This is a genomic window from Pedobacter gandavensis (assembly GCF_032678465.1).
Classification (GTDB): domain Bacteria; phylum Bacteroidota; class Bacteroidia; order Sphingobacteriales; family Sphingobacteriaceae; genus Pedobacter; species Pedobacter gandavensis_B.
This window is the reverse complement of record NZ_JAVTSK010000004.1, coordinates 15,588-37,848: the sequence shown is the minus strand read 5'-3', so window position 1 is coordinate 37,848 and position 22,261 is coordinate 15,588. Positions and strand designations below refer to the sequence as shown.

16 protein-coding genes are annotated in these 22,261 nt (G+C 39.9%); 6 read left to right on the top strand and 10 right to left on the bottom strand.

Annotation, left to right across the window (positions count from 1 at the left end):
- The first annotated feature begins 6 nt into the window (after positions 1-6).
- Both R2Q94_RS08755 and R2Q94_RS08750 read left to right on the top strand, forming a co-directional pair.
- On the top strand, positions 7-1,407 hold the full coding sequence (locus tag R2Q94_RS08755) for a RagB/SusD family nutrient uptake outer membrane protein (RefSeq protein WP_316821082.1): 1,401 nt from the start codon (positions 7-9) through the stop codon (positions 1,405-1,407).
- A gap of 4 nt (positions 1,408-1,411) precedes the next feature.
- On the top strand, positions 1,412-2,839 hold the full coding sequence (locus R2Q94_RS08750; protein WP_316821081.1) for a redoxin family protein: 1,428 nt from the start codon (positions 1,412-1,414) through the stop codon (positions 2,837-2,839).
- A 151-nt stretch (positions 2,840-2,990) separates the two neighbouring features.
- Here R2Q94_RS08750 and R2Q94_RS08745 read toward each other — a convergent pair whose 3' ends face one another.
- The gene (locus tag R2Q94_RS08745; RefSeq protein WP_316821080.1) at positions 2,991-3,464 is read right to left on the bottom strand and encodes an FKBP-type peptidyl-prolyl cis-trans isomerase; all 474 of its coding nucleotides are present in this window, start codon (positions 3,462-3,464) and stop codon (positions 2,991-2,993) included.
- A 108-nt stretch (positions 3,465-3,572) separates the two neighbouring features.
- Here R2Q94_RS08745 and R2Q94_RS08740 point away from each other — a divergent pair, with 108 nt between their 5' ends.
- A complete protein-coding gene (locus R2Q94_RS08740) occupies positions 3,573-4,481 on the top strand; it encodes an urea transporter (protein ID WP_316821079.1) in 909 nt (302 codons plus the stop codon).
- A gap of 100 nt (positions 4,482-4,581) precedes the next feature.
- On the opposite strand, the gene R2Q94_RS08735 is transcribed toward R2Q94_RS08740, so the two are convergent.
- From R2Q94_RS08735 to R2Q94_RS08710, 6 genes are all read right to left on the bottom strand, one after another.
- Positions 4,582-6,102 carry a sulfatase gene (locus tag R2Q94_RS08735; RefSeq protein WP_316821078.1) on the bottom strand — a complete coding sequence of 507 codons (1,521 nt, stop codon included), beginning with the start codon at positions 6,100-6,102 and terminating at the stop codon, positions 4,582-4,584.
- A 53-nt stretch (positions 6,103-6,155) separates the two neighbouring features.
- The gene (locus R2Q94_RS08730; RefSeq protein ID WP_316821077.1) at positions 6,156-6,533 is read right to left on the bottom strand and encodes a BACON domain-containing protein; all 378 of its coding nucleotides are present in this window, start codon (positions 6,531-6,533) and stop codon (positions 6,156-6,158) included.
- Positions 6,534-6,554: 21 nt separating this feature from the next.
- The gene (locus tag R2Q94_RS08725; protein ID WP_316821076.1) at positions 6,555-8,411 is read right to left on the bottom strand and encodes a RagB/SusD family nutrient uptake outer membrane protein; all 1,857 of its coding nucleotides are present in this window, start codon (positions 8,409-8,411) and stop codon (positions 6,555-6,557) included.
- Between the two features lie 12 nt (positions 8,412-8,423).
- Positions 8,424-11,891: a TonB-dependent receptor gene (locus R2Q94_RS08720; protein WP_316821075.1), complete on the bottom strand. Its 3,468-nt coding sequence runs from the start codon at positions 11,889-11,891 to the stop codon at positions 8,424-8,426.
- A 230-nt stretch (positions 11,892-12,121) separates the two neighbouring features.
- Positions 12,122-13,276, bottom strand: a complete 1,155-nt coding sequence (locus R2Q94_RS08715) for a FecR family protein (RefSeq protein WP_316821074.1) — start codon at positions 13,274-13,276, stop codon at positions 12,122-12,124.
- A gap of 85 nt (positions 13,277-13,361) precedes the next feature.
- Complete coding sequence (locus R2Q94_RS08710; RefSeq protein ID WP_316821073.1) at positions 13,362-13,925, bottom strand: RNA polymerase sigma-70 factor; 564 nt, start codon at positions 13,923-13,925, stop codon at positions 13,362-13,364.
- Positions 13,926-14,100: 175 nt separating this feature from the next.
- Between R2Q94_RS08710 and R2Q94_RS08705 the strand changes: the two genes are divergently transcribed.
- The 3 genes from R2Q94_RS08705 to R2Q94_RS08695 all read left to right on the top strand — a co-directional run bounded on the left by R2Q94_RS08705 (position 14,101) and on the right by R2Q94_RS08695 (position 17,279).
- Positions 14,101-16,125 (top strand): M3 family metallopeptidase, encoded by a 2,025-nt coding sequence (locus tag R2Q94_RS08705; protein ID WP_316821072.1) that lies wholly within the window; start codon positions 14,101-14,103, stop codon positions 16,123-16,125.
- A gap of 21 nt (positions 16,126-16,146) precedes the next feature.
- Positions 16,147-16,599 (top strand): SRPBCC family protein, encoded by a 453-nt coding sequence (locus R2Q94_RS08700; protein WP_316821071.1) that lies wholly within the window; start codon positions 16,147-16,149, stop codon positions 16,597-16,599.
- A gap of 98 nt (positions 16,600-16,697) precedes the next feature.
- Positions 16,698-17,279 carry a YceI family protein gene (locus R2Q94_RS08695; RefSeq protein WP_316821070.1) on the top strand — a complete coding sequence of 194 codons (582 nt, stop codon included), beginning with the start codon at positions 16,698-16,700 and terminating at the stop codon, positions 17,277-17,279.
- An 85-nt stretch (positions 17,280-17,364) separates the two neighbouring features.
- Here R2Q94_RS08695 and R2Q94_RS08690 read toward each other — a convergent pair whose 3' ends face one another.
- From R2Q94_RS08690 to R2Q94_RS08680, 3 genes are all read right to left on the bottom strand, one after another.
- Complete coding sequence (locus tag R2Q94_RS08690; protein WP_316821069.1) at positions 17,365-19,773, bottom strand: TonB-dependent receptor domain-containing protein; 2,409 nt, start codon at positions 19,771-19,773, stop codon at positions 17,365-17,367.
- Positions 19,774-20,136: 363 nt separating this feature from the next.
- Positions 20,137-21,354 carry an AraC family transcriptional regulator gene (locus R2Q94_RS08685; RefSeq protein ID WP_316821068.1) on the bottom strand — a complete coding sequence of 406 codons (1,218 nt, stop codon included), beginning with the start codon at positions 21,352-21,354 and terminating at the stop codon, positions 20,137-20,139.
- A 329-nt stretch (positions 21,355-21,683) separates the two neighbouring features.
- On the bottom strand, positions 21,684-22,244 hold the full coding sequence (locus R2Q94_RS08680; protein WP_316821067.1) for an HdeD family acid-resistance protein: 561 nt from the start codon (positions 22,242-22,244) through the stop codon (positions 21,684-21,686).
- Between the last annotated feature and the right edge of the window lie 17 nt (positions 22,245-22,261).

The following is a 22,261-nucleotide window of genomic DNA, read 5'->3' as shown; positions in this document are numbered from 1 at the left end:
ACATTCATGAAAATTTCAACACTATATAAATCTTCATTGGTCCTTCTTGTGGTTTTGTTCAGTTCCTGCGACAAACACCTGGATGTAAAACCTAAGGGCATTGTTATTCCAGGTACTTTAGAGGACTACCAGGCCTTATTGAGTAATACACAAGAAGTCAGCAGGACCTCTAACAACAGTATTTACATGAGCGATGAACTGGCGCTTTTAGATTCCTACAGAGCAGGGGCCATCGGTTATGCAGGAAATTCAGCCATTAAAGCATATGATTTTCAGGATGAATTGTACGATGCCAGCGAAAGTGATGAAGATTGGAGAATTGCTTACCGTACCCTTTACATCTGTAATACCATTTTATCAGGTCTGGAAAACAATACAGAAAATAATCCCGCACTAAGAGATCAGGTAAAAGGCGAAGCTTTGGTACACCGTGCTTTTACCAACCTCACTTTGGTCAATGAGTATGCGAAACACTACAGTGCTACTGCCGATACCGATCCAGGTATTCCAATGCCCTTAAAAGTAGATATTAACGCGCTATTACCTCGTGTTACCGTAAAGACAGTATATCAGCAAATAGAAAAAGATCTACTACAAGCTGCCTCCATATTACCAGAAAAATCGAACTATAACTATCATCCAAACAAAGCGGCTGCTTATGGAACATTGGCCAGAATGTATTTGTATATGGGCAATTGGAATAGGGCATATGAATATGCCGATAAAGCTTTTAAAATAAATAGTTTTATATACGATTACAATACCTTCGCTTATAGTGTTCCTGACAATAAAACCACGGGTCAGTTATTAGGCTATCCGAATGTCAATCTGGATAAAAAACACATTGTATTGATGAAATTCAGTAATAAGGCTGGGGGTTTCAATTACTTTTTCACTTTTTCCAACGAACAAAAGGCATTATATGGCCCTGAGGACCTAAGATTAGAGCTGGCTTCGACACCAAGGAATTACTCAGGAACAAAATATCCGGATGGATCATTGGGTATCATGGATTTAAAGGGGCCTTACGACTATAACAATAGCGGAATTACCACACAAGAAATGCTCTTGATTCGTGCGGAAGCCAATGCGCGATTAGGTAACACTGCTTCTGCACTTGCAGATTTGGAAATTTTACGCGAAAAACGAATTAAAACAGTAAATTATAGCAAACTAAGTGCTGCCAGTCCTGAAGAGGTTATTGATTTGGTACTTAAAGAACGTAGATTAGAGCTGGCCTTTAGTTCTGCTCGCCTGATCGACATCAAACGTGGAAATCTGGAAGGAAGAAACATCAGCATAGTTCATGGCAAAAACACCCTTCCAGCAAATGATCCAAGGTTTGTTTTACCTATTCCTTCTAAGGTCATTAGCTTAAACCCGAACATCGTTCAAAACCCAAGATAATTAGATGAAGAAATTTTTATTATTCGCCCTACTGATCAGCTCAAGTCTGCTCAGTCAGGCGATCACCAGCATCAAAGGAACGATCAAGACCAGCAAGGACCGTCGTTTTCTGATCTCCTTGAGCGCGCTTGTCCCCTTTTCTTCCGACCAAAAACCTTTATCACAAGAAGTTAAACTGGAAAACCGAAATTCTTTTAGCCTGAAAACTAATCTTAAAACTGCTGGATTTTACAATTTGAGTGTGGTAATGGAGCAGCAAGGAAAAAAATCTGTCCACAATAGTACCCTCTACCTGAGTCCAAATCTAAGTCTAAATCTGGAATACCTTCCACATGGGGATTTCGGTCTGGTTTGTAATTATGTAAAAATTAAGGAAGTCAACAACCAGACTTTACAGGAAATACAGGAAAAATACAATCAGCAAATCAGAATGATGTTTGCAAAAACACCAGACACGCTGGGACTAAAAGCAGATTTAAACCAGTTTTTAGTCATTGCCAATACCACAATGAACCAAAAAAAGCTGAGCCCTGAGGTAAAGAGATTTCTGGAATTAAAAGCATTCGACACCTATCAGTCTAATTTATTCCGTTTCAGTTCAGATTACCTGAGGTTGATGAAGGGCAAGGCGGAGATCAAAACTGATTACTTTACGTATAGCGGCCCAAGTTCCTTTCTTAGCCATTATCAGGATCCCTTAATCCAGCTTTTTCCAAATGCGACTTATAATCTCATCCGACATATAGAAATTCAGACTACAGGTACTCCGTTTAACAAAAAGAAATCCAGTTCTGATGTGTCTACCGCAATCAATTGGTTAAAAACACAACAGTTGCCTTCCGCGATTGTTGATGATGTGGCAAGATACCTTTTATCTGCTTACACGGGTACTTATAAAGTTTCAACTGATTTTGACAAGGACCTTAAGGCATTCCGTCTTTTGGCAGAAAACATCAAAAATCCTGTTTTAAAAAACAAGATCAGCAGCACTTTCGAAAATCTAAGGTATACCATGAAAGGAGCTTCAATTCCTCCCGTGTCCTTTGAAAATGTTGCTGGAGATACCATTACCCTGGAACAATTTAAGGGTAAGTATTTATTCATTGATTTATGGGCATCATGGTGCGTTCCATGCATTAAAATGACCCCATTTGTACAGCAATTGGAAAAGCAATATGAGGGCCGGAACATTAATTTCGTAGCGATTTCTATTGATGCAAATCGCCAGAACTGGTTAAGTAAAATGAAAAACCTGCAATTGCATGGGCACCAATTTTTAGATCTGCAAGGGGAATTTGCCAAACAACTAAACATCACTGGAATTCCACATTACCTGATTTATGATCAACAGGGGAAGTTATTGATTTTTCAAACAGACATGCCGGATAATCCTAAATTAAAGGCATTAATTGATACCCTCCCAGGATTGTAAATACAAAAGAATCTATAGGAATGAATACATTGATATTATTCCTCAACACAAGTAAAAAAGGCCCTGCAAATCTACGAGATCCTGCAGGGCCTTTTCCCTTTCCAGCAATATTGCTGGTGTAAATTATCTGTTTATACGGCTGACCGAATGCTTATTTAGCATCAATTAATTTCACTGTGAAATCAAGCACCGAATTCTTAGGAATTGAACCTGATGGAGAAGTATTTCCATAAGCCAATTGAGAAGGAATAATCAAACGGATCTCTCCTCCTTTATTGATCTTAGGAATGCCAATCTGCCATCCAGGAATCACACCACCCAAAGGAAAAGTAATCGCTTCGCCTCTACCATTGTCGAATACCGTACCGTTCAACAACCGTCCTTCATATTGTGCCGTAATCTGTGTATTTGCATTGAAAATCACTGCAACGTCTCCACGAGTGATCACCTGGTAGAATATACCTGATTTGTCTTCTATTACATCAGGAATTTTATGGTCAGCAATAAACTTTTGGATCAGTTCTTTGTCCTTTTTTGATTGTGCATCCTGATCAAAGTCTTTAGAGCAAGCTGCAAAGCATGTCGCTATGCAAACCAATAGAAATAAGTGTTTTATCGTTTTCATTGTCGCAAATATATCATTTAATTGATTTTTTAGCGGTGATCCATTAGATTTTATTGCTAAGTTTAATGTCATAACGTAACTAATCAGCGCTCGTATTTAATATCTTCTATGAAATCATTAACGCAAAAAGTCCCTTTTCTGGATGCTGTATTAAAAGGAATCGGGCAAATCATGTTACAGGAAAATGCCTTGACAGGCATCTTGTTTTTGGTCGGAATATTCTGTGGTTCTCTACAAATGGGGATCGGGGCGATCCTGGCGACTTTAACTGGTACCCTAACCGCAAAAGTTTTTAAATACAGGGAAGAAGAAGTAGAAAGTGGCCTTTATGGCTTCAGTGCAGCCTTAGTTGGTGTGGCCCTTCCTTTTTACTTTCAGTCTGTAGGCATCATCTGGATCGCCATTGTAATTGGAGCCATTTTAGCCAGTATGCTACAACATTTTTTTATTGTGAAGAAGATCCCGGTATTTACCTTCCCCTTTGTATTTATCACCTGGATTTTACTGTACGTATTCCATAACCTGTATCCGATAGCTCCTTCGGATATTTTAATGATGGACACACAGTTGAATCAGGATTTTGCCCATGCCTTTCGTGGTTTTGGACAGGTGATCTTCCAGGGAGGAACCATTGCCGGACTGCTGTTTTTTATTGCGGTATTTATCAGTTCCCCCATCTCAGCTCTTTATGCCATGACCGCAGCGGTATTTGCAGCGATGATTTCCAGTGCATTATCGCTAAATCCTGAGGAAAGCATTGCTATGGGATTAGGCAGTTATAATGCGGTACTGTGTGCGATTGTTTTTGCCGGAACAAAAGTGATGGATGGATTTTGGGTTCTGGTATCTGTAGTCCTTGCCCTGCTTGTGGCCTGGATCATGGCCAGGTACGACTTCACATTGCTGACCTTCCCTTTTGTGGCAGGCACCTGCTTCACCTTAGTGCTTAAAAATACCCATTCCAACTTCTTTAAACTAGAAAAGGCGGAAAAAACCGGTGCCAATCAAAGACATTAGGTATAAAAAAGCCCTCAAAATTCAATAAATTCTGAGGGCTTTTCATCACTGCTTAAGCACAAATTCAGCTACTCATCACAGAAATGAGCCGGCCTGAATCTTAAAGTCCTTTTGCTAAAATAGCTGCTGCATCCTGATCATCATAATTTGCGATCTGCTGATCCAGCTCCTTTTTCATTTGCGCCGTAACCTTTTCATAACCTTTCTTTCCATAGAGGTTATTCATTTCATTAGGATCTGCTTTCAAGTCATAAAGCTCCCAGCCATTTACGCGCGTATAAAAACGAATCAACTTATACCTGCTGTCTCTAATGCCAAAATGAGGCGATACACTGTGTTCCCCATTCTCATAATAATGGTAAAACATGGTTTTTCTACCTGCATTCTTTTTATCTTTCAATTGAGGCAGCATGGATTTGCCTTGTACATCTTTAGGGATGGCAATTCCTGCAGCGTCCAGCATCGTTGGAGCAATATCCAGGTTCATCACAAAATCTTTTGATACGGTGCCTGGTTTGATTACTCCAGGATAACGCATTACCATTGGCGTACGGAAAGATTCTTCATAAATGAAGCGCTTATCGAACCAGCCATGTTCTCCCAGATAAAAACCCTGATCAGACATATAAATTACGATGGTATTTTTAGTTAACCCTTTTTTGTCCAGATAATCCAGCGTGCGACCAATATTCCGGTCTAAAGAAGCTGCTGTACTTAAATAATCACGCATGTAATGTTGGTATTTCCATTCTGTCAACGCATTTCCAGATAAATTTTTGGCTTTTAGATCTGCTTGTATGGGCTGATAATAAGCGTTAAATTTAGCCCTTTGTGCAGGGTTCATGCGTTTTACCGAGCCTTCTCTATCTGCTTCGGCTTCTGATCCGAACATTTTCAGATCATAGCCCATGACCATAGTTTTAGCAATACTCATGTCCTGAACTTTTGCGGCCTCACGGTTTTTATAGGTATCATAGAAATTATGAGGCAAAGGGAAGGTCACTTTATCAAACATCCCCATATCAGCAGTATCCGGCAACCAGACACGGTGAGTGGCTTTATGACCAATCACCAGACAAAAAGGCTTGGCCTGATCACGTTTGTCCAGCCATTCTTCTGCTACATCTTCCACCACATTGGTTACATAACCCTCGTATCTTTTCTTAGTACCATCCTGCATGTCAAAATCAGGATTGTAATACTGCCCTTGCCCAGGCAGGATCTGCCAATGGTCAAATCCCTGTGGTTTGGTTTCCAGATGCCATTTTCCAATCCATGCGGTTTGATATCCACCATTTCTCAGTTGTTTTACAAAAGAATCCTGACTCCCATCAAATTTAGAATGTTCATTGTCTTTAAAGCCATTTTTATGACTGTATTTGCCGGTTAAAATGACCGCACGACTAGGTCCGCAAATAGAATTTGTGACGTATCCCTTATCGAAGCGTACTCCTTCTTTAGCAATCCGGTCTATTGCAGGCGTCTTCATCAGCTTACTCCCATAAGCACCAATGGACTGAAAAGCATGATCATCGGAAACAATAATGATAATGTTGGGCTGCTGCTGGGCAAAGGTCAACTGTCCGCAGAGCAAGAAAAATAACAAAGAAAGTTTTTTCATTTTTGGGTGTTAAGGTTTAAAATTCAGACTGCTAACCTACAGTCTGAAACGGTTTATTTGTCCTGGTTGACGGTAAAAGTCACCGACGGAAGGTTAAAGGTAGGATTTACTTTAATAGAAATCACCCTCGGCTGTCCGCTGGTATTTGCTTTTATGGTTACAGGAAGTTTAAAATCACCAGAGCCATACATTCTGGTAATGGTTAGCCAATCTATCTGCGCGCTAGTGACCCACCATCCATCAGCACCTGCGCTGATCAGGATATTCAGTTTCCCACCACTAGCTGGAACAGTAGTCTGGCCTCCTTCAATACTTGCTGAAAATGGCGTTGGTTCTGGTCTTGGAGAACCACTCTCCTTTTTACAGGAGAAGCTCAGCGCAATCAGCATCACAAAAAGCAGTAGATTCCATCTATATTTAATTGTCTTCATTTCTTTTGATTTAAATTGTGATTACCATCCTGGGTTTTGCACCCAATTACCTGCGGTTAACTGCAACATCCGCTGTTGAATGGGCAGTAAATAATCTCTTTCCGGGTTAAATGCAGAGCCATTTGGTAAGATACTTTTAAAAGGATCAATATAACGTTGAGGATCACCAGGATTCCCTGTCAGAAAAAGATTGACTGATTTTCCTGCCGGGGCAGAATCATAATACAGTAAAGAGGCGCTATAGAACCCTCCGCTTACATTCTGACTGGACATATCGCTACCTACAAATAATGTCCCCAGCTGGCGTTTTCCGATCAGTAACTCTCCTGCCGCTGCCCAGCGCATAATATCGTCTAAACGCATTCCCTCGGCTGCCAGCTCTACTCTTCGTTCCCTTCTTACCGCCTGAATCACATTGCTCAGGTTACGGAAAGGATAAGCCGCATCAGTGTTATACTCTCTATTGAAATCAACTGCTGGCATCCCAACGCGTGTCCTCAATGGATTCAGGGCATTTGCAATGGCAGCAGGATCACCACCTAGTTCAGCAAGCGCCTCAGCATAGTTCAACAGGACTTCTGCATAACGAAATGCAATGGCTGGGGCCACACTTTTAAAATCATCAGAAACCGCAGCAGCATTGTTAAATTCCAGGAATTTATAAAGCGGATAACCAGTAGTACTTTTATTAAAACCAGTTTGATTGATCGGTGGATATCCAGGAACAACTACAGATGGTTTTATAGGTTTAGCAGGAATGGCCACCGTTTGTCCCAGGCGTGGATCCCTCAGCACAGGGCTCAATTCTCTGGCATACACTTTCTGCGCATCTGCACGTTCTGCCCCCAGAAAAGGTCTGCCGTCTCTGGTTAAATAATCATCCACCAGGGATAAGGTCAGGCCAAGGTCAGCCCCCCCGGTTGAAGTATATTTACTTACACTATGTGCGATGTTATCATTGGCATTATATTTCTTCCAAAACAGAACTTCAGGATTTGTGGAAAGATCTGTGGTGATAAACAGATTGCCATAATCTTCTAAAGGTTTTCCTGTAGAATACACTGACCATTTGCCTGTAGTCATTACTGCGGATGCAGCATCCCGTGCCTGCTCAAAATAGCTTTGAATTTTTGCCGGACTGATGTCTTTCGTGAAAAAAGGATCATTTTTAGCCTTATGGTATTTCTGCCAGCTTGCTTCATACAAGGCGACTCTCGATTTAAAAGCCAATGCTACATCTTTATGCAGGCGCATGCTTGCACTATTGCTAACTGCTGGCAGTAAAGCTATTGCCTGATCCAGATCAGCCAGTACAGAATCTACGATTAAAGTTCTGGATGCCCTTGGCACTTCCATCACTTCCTTTTCTCCTGGCAATACTTTGTTTACCCAAGTTACAGCGCCGATCTTTTTCAGCATCGCAAAGTAATAGAAAGCCCTAAAAAATCTGGCTTCTCCTAAAAATTTGTTATTTTCTGTGGCACTTCCAGTTGCATTTTTAAAGTTTTCGAAGAAGTAATTCAAGTTCCTGATGGCTATATATTCTCTGATCTGTCTTGCTCCACTCAAGGAGGATAAACCACTCATCCTGGTGTTTACGGAAGAAAAAACCATATTATCAGTTCCGGCATCATTAAACGCAATTCCAACACCACCAACCCCAGTTGGTTGTAATGGAAAGCTTTCCGGATAAATTTGGTTATTTAATTGTTCTCCCTGATAAAATTGATTCATATACATCCTCAACTCATTGGTAGAGGCGAGACTGTTGGTGGTACTTAAGGTATCCAGCGGTTCAAGATCAAGGAAACTCTTCTTACAAGCAGAAAAGGTCAACAACAAGACCAGTACCACACCTATGTTTAAATTCTTTTTCATTTTCGTATCTTTTTAAAGCCCAACATTTACACCTATAGCATATACCCTACTCAGAGGGTAAATTTTTCCAACTTCCCGACTTGAATAAATGGTTTCCGGATCAAGCATTTTAGCCAGTTTTGTGATCGTAAACAAATTCTCTCCGGTCACAAATACATTCACTTTGCTGAGTTTTACTTTTTTAATCCATTGTTCCGGTAAGGAGTAACTAATGGTCGCATTTTTCAATCTTAAATAAGCAGCACTTTGGATGTACCTATCGGAAGGCTGTTGTGTTTTACTAGTAAAAGAACCTATAGAACCTGCCGGAGCCGCATAAGGGTTTGGATAATAAGCGCCGGTATTCTCAGGTGTCCAATAGTTTAGGTGCTCCTTAAATACGGTTACCTGTGCCAATGCACCTGATCCCCAGAAGTAAGCATCTCCTATATTCGGGGCATAATCTCTTTTTCCAATCCCCTGAAACAAGGCAGAAACTGAAATTCCTTTCCACTGGATAACCCCATTAAATGAGTAGGCATATCTGGGTGAATTATTTCCAATAATGGTCTTATCCCCCATATTTCCCAAAACATTGGTACCATTATCAATTTTCCCATCCCCATTCAGGTCCAGATAATTCACATCACCAGGCACCCAATTTACCGGGGAGAGGAAAGAATGGTTCAGTCTATTAAAAGCGGCGGCTTCTTCTGCGGTTTGAATTAAGCCAGAAGCACGGAATCCCCAGATTTCCCCCACTTCTTTTCCTTCGTACCAGGTATTGATATTTCCCGGATCGTTTTTAGTTGGATTCTGATATTTCGTCACCACAGATTTATTATCAGATAACATCACTCCTAAGGAATACTGAATGCCATTATCCAGCTTATCGCTCCAGTTCAGGGACAATTCCCATCCTCTGGTTCTCAAGTTGGCATTATTGCTTCTTGGAGGTACTCCACCAAACATATCGGCAATATCAAGAGAAGGGCCAAGCATATCTTTAGTGCTTCTTTGATAAACATCAAAGGTACCGGAAAGCTTACCTTTCAAGCCCTCAAAATCCAGCCCAATATTCCCATTCTGCACCTTTTCCCAGGTGATTTCCGGGTTAAAAGGATCAGGTGCCCATATATATCCTTCCCTGCCATTCTGAAAATACCATGGCCCACCGGTTCCTGAAGGACCAGGAACGGTAATCTTCATGGTCTGTGCATAGGCATAGAGGCCTGCACCGGATTGATTTCCTAAGAAACCGTAAGATCCACGAAGTTTAAGCATATTGATCTGCTCTTTAAGTGGCTCCATAAATTTTTCCTGAGCAATGTTGTAACCTAAAGAGAAGGAAGGAAAAAATCCCCATCTGCTATTCGCAGCAAAACGCGAAGAGCCATCATACCGACCATTGATCTCTACCAGATATTTACTTTTGTAATTGTAGTTGAATCTTCCAAAGAAACCCTGTGTTCCCCAATGGGTACGTTCTTCTGTCGTGGTCTGACTGCCTGTGGCCAGAGAAATCCCGGGTCTCGTTTGACTGATTAAATCCTGGACAGAAGCAGAAAGAGATTGGTACTCATTCAATTCTTGTTGAAAACCTCCCATCACACTGAAATTGTGGTTTTCATTCAGGGTAAAATTGTAGGAGCTGTAAATGTTTGGAGAAAAGTAATTGGTACCATTTGTATAGCGCGTATATCCTCCTAACAAAGGGATGTTATATTCCGACCTGTTTACAAATTTTGGTGTTCCATCAATCCCGAAAATCTGGCCTGGTAATTTTAAAACATCCTGATTGATATCTTTATTCAGGAGATTAAAATCAGCCATAATTTTCCAGTTTTTAACGGGTTCTAATTCCAGACCAGGCAAAATAGCCAGTGTTCTTTCTTTGGTCACATCACTGGAACCAGATTGCAGATACGGTACATTGGACATCTCTGAGAAATTTCCATTCAGGTCGTAAGGAGAAACATTAGGTCTCATCCTGGCCAGGTTATGAAAAAACAACCCCTCAAAGGCCCCGAAGGGAGATTTATAGGTAGACTGGCTGAATTTGGTATTCAATTTTAGTTTTACCCAACTTGCCAATTGTGAACTCACACTGGCATTTAAGTTATACCGATCAAAATTCACATCGGCGTAACGCATACTTCCTCCTTCATTGTAATAAGCACCAGAAACAAAAAACTGGGTATTTTTATTTCCCCCGCTGGCACTTACATTGTGCGACTGGCGTACGGCATATGGTTTATAATGAAAGGCAAACCAATCCGTGTTTGCTACTCCATTAGAAGTATTCTCCCAGTTGGAATAGAAATTATCATTGGCTTCAGGAAAGATGTTCATCCCTGTAGGATCTTTAATATACTGTTGTAACAAGGCCAGTTTTTCATCCGAATACTGCTTACTTCCAGTAGCATTAAAAGTTGCACTATTGAAAAAGGTTGCAAATTCATAGGAGTTCGCCATTTTTGGCAACAATAAAGGAGTAGTAAAGCCCACATTGTTGGAATAGTTGATGCTGGCACGGTCTGCCGTCCCTTTTTTAGTAGTCACCAGAATTACGCCATAAGGTGCTCTTGCTCCATAAATTGCGGATGCTGCTGCATCTTTTAATACGGAAATAGATTCGATGTCATTGGGATTTACATCCGATAAGGACATGGCCATCCCATCTACCAATACGAATGCACCATCAGTCTGACTTAAGTTTCCCGCACCTCTGATATTCACGTTGAAACTTTGTCCGGGTTTGGTATTTCCGGCTACAGATACATTCAATCCAGGTGCCAACCCCTGTAAACTTTGCGTAGCATTAGCTACGGGTCTGTTTTCAAGCTCATCACCTTTCACTACAGAAACGGCACCGGTCAGGTTTACTTTCTTTTGAGTTCCATACCCCACTACGACTACTTCATTGAGCAAAGCCAAATCCAGTTGTAATTTTACTGTGATTTGTTTTTGTCCATTTAGTTTTACTTCCTGAGCGATATAACCGAGGTAGGAAACCAGTAAAGTGGCATTTTCATCTACCCCTTTCAAAAGAAACTGCCCATTCACATCTGTGACTGCTCCCTGCGAAGTCCCTTTTACTTTTACTGTTGCTCCGGGAACCCCCTGACCGGTTTCATCCAGGACCCTCCCTTTTACTTCCATATCGGCCAGCTTAATCACTGGCTTTACTAAGACTCCGATCTTTTTATCTTTCACAATTACACTTTGTCCCTCAATCTCGTAAGCCACCAATGGTTGGTTTTTAAAGCTCAATTTCAAAGCTTCTTCCAGACTGACTTCTTTCACATGGATATCTACGGGTTTTGCGAGTTTTAAAGCCTCAGAGACAAAAATCAAGTCGAAACCGCTTTGCCGGGAAATTTCGGTCAGTACTTTTTTCAAAGAAACATTTCTCTCTGAAAGCGTGATTTTGTTTTGAGCGAAACCCACTGCATTTACTTGTAAAAAACAGGTCGATAACAATAGGACCGTCAGTTTCATAGTCAATACTATTTTCCGTTTCATACGGCGATAGCCGTAGGAATTAAAGGTTATAAATTCATACATTTGGTTAGTTGGTTTTTTATGAACAAGGCATAGCAATGCTATCAACCATGTTCTGGTCATTTTTTTGCAAAGATTAATGGGTCGGCTAGCTGTAAAAAATTAATGGACCAGGAGCGGCTTCAACGTTTCTGGTTTTTTGTTACAGGCCTTTTTGATGGTAAAATTTAAGGCATCACAGTAACCCTCCTTCCATCTAGTTTAAAGTTAAATTTATCCGTCTTTGAGAGTGTTTTCAATACGCTTTCCAATGATTTAGTACGGGATATTTTACCGCCAATTTTATTGACACTGATATTAGCTCCATAAACCACCTCTACATCATACCAGCGTGAGATCTTCCGCATGATAGACCTGATGTCCTCATCCTGAAAAAGAAAATAACCTTCTTTCCAGGCAACGACTTCTGCCACATTGATGGTCGCTACATCTAAACGATGAAATACCGAAATGGATTGTTGTCCTGGTTCAAGCAGCGCCATTGCATTAGAATTGTTCAATTTTACTTTTACCCTGCCTTCCAGAAGTGTGGTTTTTATCTGTGGTTCATCTTCATAGGCATTCACATTGAAATGTGTACCTAAAACTTCCACTTCCTGGCCTTTGCTCTGCACTATAAAAGGCATTTTTTTATGGCTGGCCACTTCAAAATAAGCTTCGCCCTCGAGTTTCACCTCCCGCTTATTTCCTATAAATGCAGCCGGATAACTTAGAGAAGAGGCTGCATTGAGCCATACTTTTGTACCATCGGGCAGATTAATCTGGTATTGCCCACCCCTGGGAGTGGCAATTGTATTAAATGCATTTTCTTTTGCTACTCCTTTATATACCAGCTGACCGTCTTTTGTTTTGGTGATTCTGACACCAGCCTGCTCCGCAATTTCTCCATTTTTAGCTGCATCCAGCGAAATGGTACGACCATCGGCAAGTGTCAACATCGCTTTATTATTGGAAGATTCAAGGGACTGACTGATTTTATCGGGACCATGCAAAATGGGCTGATCCTGATTTCCCGGATTATAAAAATGAAAAGCAATGCTTAAAGTAATGATCAGCATCGCTGCTACAGCCAGTTTAGGCCATAGTCCAGCCCATTTTTTTAGCTTCAGTACTACAGGTTCCTCCTGAACTGGCAATTCTAATCTGTTGGCAAGAAATGCCCCTATCTCTTGCAGTTGTTCATCCATTTTCTCCTGACTGATCAATGGTAAATCCTTTTCCTCCAATTTCAGGTACCAGGTTTCCAATAGTCCCCGCTCCTTCTCAGAGCAATTCCCTGCCAGATATTTCTTTAATAAATGAGTTATCTCTTCGTTTTGCATAAATACGCAGGAATTTTCTCCCTTTATACCAAGACAGTTGAAGGAATACCCAACAGGTAGATGAAATGAAAATATTTTTTATTGCTTACAGCAGATAGAACAACAAACCTAGTTTAACCCTTAGAATTTTAAGTGCATTGCTAATTTGTTTGGAGACTGTTTGCGGGGAAATCTGAAGCTGTTCTGCAATTTCATCATGGGAAAAGTGGCCATCCCTGCTCAGGACAAATACTTCTCTCATTTTAGGGGGTAAAGCCTCAATCTCCTGACGGATAATCCGGGCAAACTCCTTTTCCCTGATTTCCAGATCCGTGATGTAATTGTCCTCGTTGATGAAAGTCTGAATGGAGCTGAGGTATCTTGAAGCAACTTGTTGATGCGACAAATGGTTAAATACACGATTCCGGGCAGCACAAAATAAATATCCTGGCAGATTATCAGTAAGCGGCATTGTTGACCTATTGTCCCAGAGCTTCACAAAAAGATCCTGTAACACATCTTTCACCAATTCCAAATCGCCCAGTTTCTTATACAGGTGATTTTGAAGTAAATTTTTATGACGGTTATAAATCTCAGTGTAGGCATTTGGATTACCTGCTCTGAGCAGGCTGGTCAGTTCCCGATCATTGAGTATTTTATAGTCGTACATTATGTTTAGTCCCCCGAACGAAATTATAAAAATAAAGGATAGTTTTATAATACTTTATCAATCAGCATCATGCCTTTTGGCCAAAATAACTAAACCTGCTTCCAGTTTTTAAATGACAGACATACCATTTCAGCTATAAAAGCTTATTTTTATATATAAACCCATTAAAAAACCTATGAAAAGAATATCCTATCTCCCATTACTTGCCCTGTTTGCAATAACGGGTGCCTGTAATCAGAGCCAAAAGAAAAACGCATCAGGTATGGAAGAATTCAGCTCCTCCAATCCTTTTTTTGCCCCTAGTAAACTTCCTTTCCAGGCACCTGAATTTGATAAAATCAAGGACAGTGATTTCCAACCAGCTATAGAAGCGGGCATGAAGCAACAGCAGGAAGAAATAAAAAAAATCATTGACAATCCACAGGCAGCAACCTTTGAAAACACGATTCTCGCTATTGAAAACAGCGGACAATTACTTGGGCGTGTGAACCGGGTTTTCAATTTGCTTACTGGCGCGAACACCAATCCAGAATTACAAAAAATTCAGGAAGCTGTAGCGCCACAACTCACGGCCAACAACGATGTAATTTACCTGAATACCAGATTATTTGAACGGGTTTCAGCAGTATACGAACAACGCTCACAGCAAAAATTAGATCCGGAATCTCAAAAACTACTGGATTATTATTATCAGCGTTTTGAATTGTCCGGGGCGAAGCTATCTGATGCAGATAAAGAAAAACTAAAGACTTTAAACAAAGAAGAGTCTACGTTAAGTACCAGTTTCAGTAACAAATTACTGGCGGCAGGAAAAGGTTTAGCCAATACCACACAGCAACCCCCACTTTCAGGAATGACAGATCGTGCAGCAAGGGAAAAGCTATTTAATGCTTCCTGGACCCGCGCAGAAAAAGATGATGCCAATGATACCCGGGCAGTCATTTCCAGAATTGCACAGATCCGTGCTTTACAGGCGCAGCTTCTCGGTTTTAAAAACTATGCCAGCTGGAAACTTCAGGACCAGATGGCAAAAACACCAGAGGCGGTGGCCAGTTTTTTTAGCCAGCTCGTTCCTGCTTCTACCGCAAAAGCCAAAGCAGAGGCAAAAGATATACAGGCGGTCATAGACCAACAAAAAGGAGGTTTTAAATTAGCACCCTGGGATTGGAATTTCTATGCGGAACAGGTACGCAAGGCAAAATATGACCTCGATGAAAATGAAATCAAACCGTATTTTCAACTGGATACCGTCTTAGAAAAAGGGGTATTTTATGCCGCTACCCAATTGTATGGGATCAGCTTTAAAGAACGTAAAGACCTCCCGGTTTACCAAAAAGATGTACGTGTATTTGATGTGATGGATAAGGATGGTAGTCAGCTAGGCTTATTCTATACCGATTATTACAAACGCGACAATAAAAATGGTGGTGCCTGGATGGACAATATCGTACCTCAATCTAAAAAATTAGGTACCATCCCGGTAATTTACAATGTCTGCAATTTTGCAAAACCAAAAGATGGGGAACCTGCACTCATTAGCTTTGATGATGTGATCACGCTATTCCATGAATTTGGTCATGGTTTACATGGTCTTTTTGCAGATCAGCAATATGTGAGTCTTTCTGGTACTAATGTGGCGCGTGATTATGTAGAATTTCCCTCCCAATTTAATGAGCACTGGGCTACAGATCCAACAATTCTGAAACATTATGCCATTCATTATAAAACCGGACAGGTCATGCCTCAACAATTGTTAGATAAGATTAAGAAAGCGAGCACTTTTAATCAGGGTTATGAATTCACGGAAGCACTATCTGCTGCAGAACTGGATTTACAATGGCATACTTTAGCTCCTGGCCTACCTTTGCAGAATGTAGATCAGTTTGAAAGCAATGCATTGAAGAAAACAAAACTAGACCTGTATGAAGTACCTCCACGTTATCGTTCCAGTTACTTTTTACACATCTGGAGCAATGGTTATGCTGCAGGATATTATGCCTATACCTGGACCTCCATGCTGGAAAATGATGCTTATTCCTGGTTTGAGGAAAATGGTGGATTGACCAGAGCCAATGGCCAGCGATTCCGCGACATGATCTTATCCAAAGGAAATACAGAAGACCTTGGTAAAATGTTCTTTAATTTCCGCGGTCATCAACCGGATATTAAGCCGATGCTGGCCAAAAGAGGTTTATTATAAATCAATATATTAAAGAATCATATGAAAACTAAGGGCGGTTTAGTAGAAGTACAAATGCTGATCAGAAAACCTGTTGCTTCCGTTTTTCAGGCATTTGTTGAGCCTGAAATCACCAAAAACTTCTGGTTTACTAAAAGTAGCGGGCGACTGGAAACAGGGAAAAGCATCACCTGGGAATGGGAAATGTATGACGTTTCCAGCACTGTAATGGTCAAAGAGATGATCAGTAATGAAAAAATCACTATCCTATGGGATCAATATTCCACTATAGTAGATTTTCTATTTGAGGCGACCAGTGCGGAAAGTACCTATGTCAGCATCAGACAATATGGTTTCCAGACTACAGGAGATGAATTACTGGCAGAAATTAATGATGCTAGTGGTGGTTTCACAACGGTACTGGATGGCTTAAAAGCTTACCTGGAACATGGGATCAATTTAAACCTGATTGCAGATAAATTCGCTAAAAAATAACCAGGCGTAGAATTTTTCTTATCATAGGTCAAGATCAAATCTGCAATTAATCCCTTCCTTTGTCGGAAATATTTAAAAACCCCATCAAAAACAAAAAAATGAAAAGATTAATCTTAGCTGTTGTAGTCTTAGGTACTACCCTTTTTTCTTTTAAATCTAATGCACAAACGACTTGGGAAATTGACCCATCTCACTCAAAAATAGGTTTTGAAATCAGTCACATGATGATCTCTGATGTAGAAGGTTCTTTCAAAAACTTCCAGTCTACTATTGTTTCTTCGAAACCAGATTTTTCTGATGCAGTGATTACTTTAACAGCAGACGTAAATTCGGTAAATACTGACAATGGCCAGAGAGATGAGCACTTAAAAGGAGAAGACTTCTTTGATGCAGCGAAATACCCAACACTGACTTTCAAAAGCACATCAGTGAAAAAAGTTGGTGGTAACAAATACAAAGTTACTGGTAACCTTACTTTCCATGGTGTAACTAAAGCAGTTACTTTAGATGCAGTTTTAAGAGGTTTAACAACTAACCCAATGTCTAAAAAACCAACTGCAGGTTTCAAAGTTACAGGAACAATCAAAAGAGCTGACTTTAAATTTGGCAGCAAATATGGTTCAGCAATGTTAGGTGAAGAAGTTGCTTTAACTGCAAATACTGAATTCGTACAAAAATAATATTTGGTTTTAGTATGCTGCTTGTTAAATGACACATCTTAACCATAAAAGAAAGGTGGAGAATTAATTTTCTCCACCTTTCTTTTTAGAATTTATAACTATAACCCAATCTGAATACCTGTGTTTCATAGTAATCAGTACTGATCAATTGAAAACCATTTCCCTGAATGGTCTTTTTGATTTGTAAAGTATTCAAAAGATCCGTTCCGTTCAGGAACAGTTCCCCCTTTCCTTTTTGCAATGTTTTCTTCAATCCGAGATCCAATGAAAATCGCGAACCAATCCTACCTTGTGGTAAAAGATCCGGTGCCAGATAAATCCCCGTTAATTGCATTTCTGCAAATTTTGGGAACTTAAACAAACCGTTTACTTTCACATTACCGGAAATCAATTCATCTTTTTTGGCCGTATACACTACTGGTACAGGATAAAGATTCTCAACAGTAAAAGCGTCAAACTTATTCTGGTATACATTGGCATTCAGATTAATGGTTAACCAGTTGGCCATTTTTTGCTGAGCAACCATTTCTCCGCCAGTATTACTGCTATGTCCCGCATTTTGAAATACATTATAGATCAGGTTACTTCCAGGAACCTGAGTCGCAATCCTGCTAATGGTACCTTCAGTATTTCGCTGGTAAAAGGCAAAATAGAAAGATCCATCAGTCCAATTGTTTTTATAGCCCAGTTCCAGACTATTGGTAAACTGAGGACGTAAAGCCGGATTTCCCACTTTAATCACCTCCGGTTCATCATATTTTGGAAAAATCCGAATGTCGACTTCATTTGGACGGTCTACACGGCGATTATAAAAGACAGACAGCTTATTTTGTCCATCCAGTTTATAAGCAAAACGCAAGTTTGGAAAAGGACGTGTATAGTCGTATCCACTACTTTTATAGGTTGGATGATTTGGGTTTACATCGTACTCCACCTTCACATATTCCATTCTCAGCCCTGCTTCCAGCTCAATTTTCGTACTTTCAAAAACATAATTACCATAAAGTGCCGGGATCGTTTCTTTATAATCTGCCCAACCACCAGCATTCACATCCAATGGGGAATTTAGTCCAGGAAGAAACTGCATATTTACCGGAATGGTTCTATTTCGGAATTTCATCCCCGCTTCCAGCCTGCCATGTTTTAAGGGGCGTATATAATCTACATTAAGATCGGCCACATGCTCATCAGAAAGCAATTTAAAGGCATCTTGCCCGGTAAATGTGGGCATGATATTGGTAAAGAAATACTTTTCATCTTCCCTGTGAAAGGTATAATTAAAGCCAGCATTGAGTACATGTCCGGGTTGTTTGAATTTATGCTGATAGCTTGCGGTTCCTGTTGCAGTGTATTTTACCTCATCTTCCAGGAACTGCCATAGGCGATATCGGATGGATAAATCTCTATTAAAATAAGGGATATCTCCTCTGTCTATAATCTTTTCACGATTAAACAATCCGGAAAAAGAAAACACATTGTTTTCATTAGGATTCCAGTCGACACCTGTTTTTAAGGTCGAATAAGAAGTATTTCTATTTCTTTTCACTTGTTGCTGAATCACATCACCGTTGTCGTATATACGACTGGCAAACTCATTTCGGTTGAGGGTTTGCGTGTAAAGCCAATCTGCCTGCAGAAAAGTATTCAGTTTATTTTTCCTATAGTTCAGAGAAAGAGATGGGTTTATTTTTGGTGTTCGCTGATAGGCAGGACGTATTCCTGGAAGATTTTCTTTTTTCTCCCATAAAGCGCCCAGCCCTGTGGTTAAACCAATTTTACCATTCCAGCCTTCCAGCTTCTGTTGTTTGTAGATGATGTTAATGATCCCTGCATTCCCATTTGCATCGAATTTAGCTGAAGGGTTATTGATGATTTCAATACGCTCTATAGCCGATGCCGGAATATTATCCAGACCTGCCTGTCCACCAAACCCTGTCAATGCGGTTTGCCGGCCATCAATGAGGACTGCCACTTTATCGCTGCCCCTCAACATAATTTTTCCATCAGCAGTACTGCTGATACCCGGTAGATTTTTCATCGCCTGTAATACAGAACCTCCTCCCTGACTGATTTGATCTGCCATATTAAAAGTCTTCTTATCCATTTTACTCCCTAAGGACTCCTGTTTTCCAGAGATAACTACCTCTGAAAGCGATTTGACATCACTTTCCAGCAAGATTATTCCAAGGTCAAGGAAAGCCGTCAACTCTCCGATTAATACCGGTATGGTCTTCGTTTGGTGCCCCATAAAGGAAGTGATCAATAGGTAGCTTCCAGTTCTTAGTTCTGCAATTTTGAAAAGCCCACTTTCATCAGTAACCGTTCCGGCAATGAAGCTGCTGTCTTTAACAGACTTTAGACCAATGTTAACAAAGGATAATGGCAATCTGGTTTCAGTATCTTTAATACGCCCAGAGAGTGTAATTTTAGTATGCTGTGCATTTGCAAGATTAAAGGCAAACATCAGAAAAAAAAGCAACCGGAGTTTTCGCATGTGAATCGAGTAAAAAGGTCAATAATTATTATTGAACCAAAACTACTTACAGAATCTGTTGACTTTTTGAAGTCCTCCGCAATAAGCTCTATGCATCAAAAATTCGCTAAAAAAACAAGCGGCCGAATTACTCCGGCCGCTCTGATTGAGCGTATAAAAATATCTTAATGAGGATCAATTGAACTACCTACGACTGCAGGAATTAATAGAGCTATCAGCGTTGTTTCCCTGCTGATTAACATGAAGCTAAATACCGAAAATTAAACATGAATTACAACCAGTGGTTGTTTCAAAAGAGGATGTTGAAACAACATATAAAGTCTTTTCAGGCTTTATTAAAAAGAAAAAACACCACTAAAGCACTCAATCAGCAAGAGTTAACTGCATTTTAGCATATTCTTTTGGACTCAGGCCCATTTTCTTTTTAAAGGCATTAAAGAAGGTGATTCTGGAGTTAAAACCTACCATTGAAGCTAAGCCCTCAATAGAATATCGTTCCAAAATTTGCTGATCAAGTAATTCTTTCGCATAATCCACACGATAATTATTGATCAGTTCATTGAAATTGGTTTTAAATTTCCTGTTGATGAGAACAGATAATATTTTGGGAGGAATGGCTGTATTTTTGGCCAGCTCTAGAATCGTAATCCCTTTGTTAAGGAAAATCTTTTCTTCCTCCAGGGCATATCTTAGCTTTTCCATCAGCTCGTCTGCATCTTTAATCTCCAGCTCCAGGGCCTCTGATAAACCTTGGTTTTCCTGTTTCATTGAGGGGCTACTGATTTCTCCTATACCTGGAATTTCATCTTTAGTTGCTGGAGCAGGGCTCAAAATCTGGTATCCGTGAACTAGCTCAGGATTAAAATTAATATAAGCATTTAGAAAAAGAATGCCGAGAAAAGCGATGGCAGAACAGATAAATTTAGGGCCGGAGTATTGGTCCTGGTTTTCTCCGAAATAAGTGAACAACATGAAACAGAAATTACTGATCATGATCGTTCCCATGGCCGATAAAGAAATGAACAGCCAGTTTTTCAATTGTGCCTTCTGAATTGATTTCAGGAACTGAGGCTGTAATTTATTCAACAAATAGACACAATAAATTAAATAGCCCAGCTGTATAACCAATCGGAGAAGATAATGGGCAGAAATTGGAATAAACCCAGAGCCGATATAATTCAATAAATCTTTATTTAGGAAAATCATCCTGGCTATCGCTTGTTTCTCCAGCACTGGCATCAGGTAAAATGGAATTAAATCCACAAAATGAATCACTGCGGGAAGGAAATGCAGGTAATCTTTTTTTGTTAAATCAGTTTTGTTGGTCAGTGAATTTCTAATGTAGAAGAAAAAGAAAGGTGCATTCAGGTATATTAATGGGCTAATTGAGCGCAATAAATGTGGATGATCAACAATAAATCCGGTATCAATCCAAAGAAAATAAACCAATAAGGAGATGTTGTAGCAAAGTAGAGAAATGCCCAGCATTCTATTTTTAAGAAGCTGATTTCCGGTTTTAAATATCAGGGTAAGGCTATTGACTGTGGAGAGAGAGAGTAAAATTACGCACAACAAGTTCATGAAAAAGCAATTAATTAGCCATGCTCATGAAACATTACCTGATCAGCAACAATAATTCAAAAGAGCTATGCAATGTTATCAAAAAATAAATGCTTTCACAAGAGTTACAACTAGCTTCCTGATTTTTCCAGGTCTTTACTTTTTAAAAGGAATACTTCCCGCAGGATTTATAGGATCATAATATTAGGGCTTTATAAAAAAAGGGATAATCATTAGATTATCCCTTAAACTTGCCCAGTCAGCAAATAAATATGGTGATCTTATTTTTATGAAGGGCTTTGTATCCTTAAATCACGCTTTCTTTCATGGATTGAAAAGAACTAAAAATTTTAATCTTTTAATTTTTTCAATCTGAAGGACAGATATACCTGGAAAATTCCTATGATAATAAATGAAGCAGCGGTATAGAAAACAATTGTCATCCCCGCAAAAATCGGATTCCAAAGCATGATAAAAGAAAAGATCAAGCCTATAATACCGATCCCTAATAAACTACCCCAGCTTAAAACTTTGTGTTTTTTAAGCTCTATAGACCAGCCTATCGCCATAATTGAGCGAAATAAAATGGCAAAACCTACGTAAAATGGAAGTACCAATAAAGAAATCTGTGGATTGGAGACCAACATAATACCGATCAATAAATCTACAATACCACCTGCAAGAGACCATCCCCAATTGTCCAACGATTTTCGATTGGAAATCGCGTAAACCAATTCCATAATTCCGGTAAAGAGAAAAGTAACTGCGAACAGCATCGAAAGGGTGATGTAGGATTGTAGCGGGGTCATGAACACCCAGATACCTACTAAAATTAAAGCGACTCCTAATAAGGCCAGTAAGTACCAATATTTGACCGTCTTTCTGATGCTTCCTAAAACTTGTGTTTCCATAGTATTGATTTTATATT